General features: G+C 61.8%; 2 protein-coding genes. Both read right to left on the bottom strand.

Annotation, left to right across the window (positions count from 1 at the left end; genetic code table 11):
- On the bottom strand, positions 1-617 hold a 617-nt coding region (istB, locus tag FHS49_RS19425; protein WP_184022301.1), incomplete at its 3' end, for an IS21-like element helper ATPase IstB.
- The coding region (gene istA, locus FHS49_RS19420; RefSeq protein WP_184022298.1) for an IS21 family transposase at positions 607-1,779 on the bottom strand (1,173 nt) is incomplete at its 5' end. The genes istA and istB, both read right to left, overlap by 11 nt.

Below are 1,779 nucleotides of genomic sequence, written 5' to 3'. Positions count from 1 at the left end.
CTCAGGTTGGTGGTGATGATGACGCTGGTACGCTCATAGAGCTTGCTGAGCAGGTGGAAGAGCATAGCCCCGCCTGATGCGCTGAACGGCAGATAGCCGAGCTCGTCGAGGATCACGAGATCGGAGTGGATCAGGCGGTTAGCGATCTGCCCGGTCTTGCCCTGCGCCTTTTCCTGCTCAAGCGCATTGACCAACTCAACCGTCGAGAAGAACCTGACCCGCTTCCTGTGGTGCTCAATGGCCTGGACGCCCAGCGCGGTTGCGACATGGGTCTTGCCGGTGCCGGGGCCACCGACCAGCACGATATTGTCGGCAACGTCGATAAACTCGCAGCGATGGAGTTGACGGACCAGCGCCTCGTTGATCTCGCTGCTGCCAAAGTCGAACGCCGCCAGATCGCGATAGGCTGGGAACCGGGCGACCTTGAGTTGATAGGATACAGATCGCACCTCTCGTTCCGCCGTCTCAGCTTTGAGCAGCTGGGAGAGGATCGGGATGGCACCTTCGAACGCCGGTGCACCCTGTTCCATCAGATCGGTGACCGCCTGCGCCATGCCGTGCATTTTGAGGCTGCGCAGCATGACGATGATGGCGCCGCTGGCGGGATCATGACGCATGGCGGTTCTCCCCGCGCAGCGCATCATAGCGTTCCACATTGGCCATCGGTTCACTGACAAGTCTCAACGCCTGCGGCGCCGTGACTGGTGGCGTGGTGAGCGGCTTGCCGTCGAGCAGACGGTGCAGCAGGTTGAGGATGTGGGTCTTGGTCGGAACGCCGGCTTCCAGCGCCATGGCCACGGCCGTCAGGACGATCTGTTCGTCATGGTGCAGCACAAGGGCCAGGATCTCGACCATCTCCCTGTCGCCGCCAGGGGAGCGCAGCAGATGGCGCTGCAACCGCTGGAAGGCATCGGGAAGCTCAAGGAACGGGGCACCATTGCGCAGGGCGCCGGGCTTGCGCTGGACCACCGCCAGATAATGGCGCCAGTCATAGACCGTGTGGCCGGGACCATCATGAGATCGATCGATAATGCGATGATGCTCACATATGATCTGCCCTTCCGCCACGACCAGGAAGCGATCGGGATAGACGCGCAGGCTGACGGGGCGGTTGGCGAACGATGCCGGCACACTGTAGCGGTTACGCTCCAGATGCACGAGGCAGGTCGGGGAGACTCGCTTGCCATATTCGACGAAGCCGTCGAACGGCCTGCCCATTGGCATCAGGCTTGCCACCTCATCGGCCCAGGCGTCGGCGACAGAACCCGGCTCGATCCTATGCGGGATCTCCTGCCATAGTGCCTTGCAGCGCGCCTCCAGCCACAGGTTCAGGGCATCGAGAGTATCTGTCTGGGGAACTGGCTGCCACAGGCGATGCCGCGCATCTTGCACGTTCTTCTCGACCTGGCCCTTCTCCCAACCCGCTGCCGGATTACAGAACTCGGCTTCGAACAGATAATGGCTCACCATTGTGAGGAAGCGGGCGTTGACGGTTCGCGCCTTGCCGCGCCCGACCTTGTCGACCGCGGTGCGCATATTGTCGTAGATACCCCGCCGCGGCACGCCGCCGAGGACACGGAACGCATGATTATGGGCATCGAACAACATCTCGTGAGTCTGCAGAAGATAGGCTCGCACGAAGAAAGCTCGACTGTAGCTGAGCTTGAAGTGCGCCACCTGCAGCTTGGTGCGCACACCATCGATGATCGCCCAGTCCTCGCTCCAGTCGAACTGGAACGCTTCACCCGGCGCGAACGATAGCGGCACAAAGGTGCCCTT

The sequence above is a fragment of the Sphingobium boeckii genome (assembly GCF_014199215.1).
In the GTDB taxonomy this organism is placed as follows: domain Bacteria; phylum Pseudomonadota; class Alphaproteobacteria; order Sphingomonadales; family Sphingomonadaceae; genus Sphingobium_A; species Sphingobium_A boeckii.
Note: the sequence above shows the minus strand (reverse complement) of the source record. Positions and strands in the feature narration are given on the sequence as shown.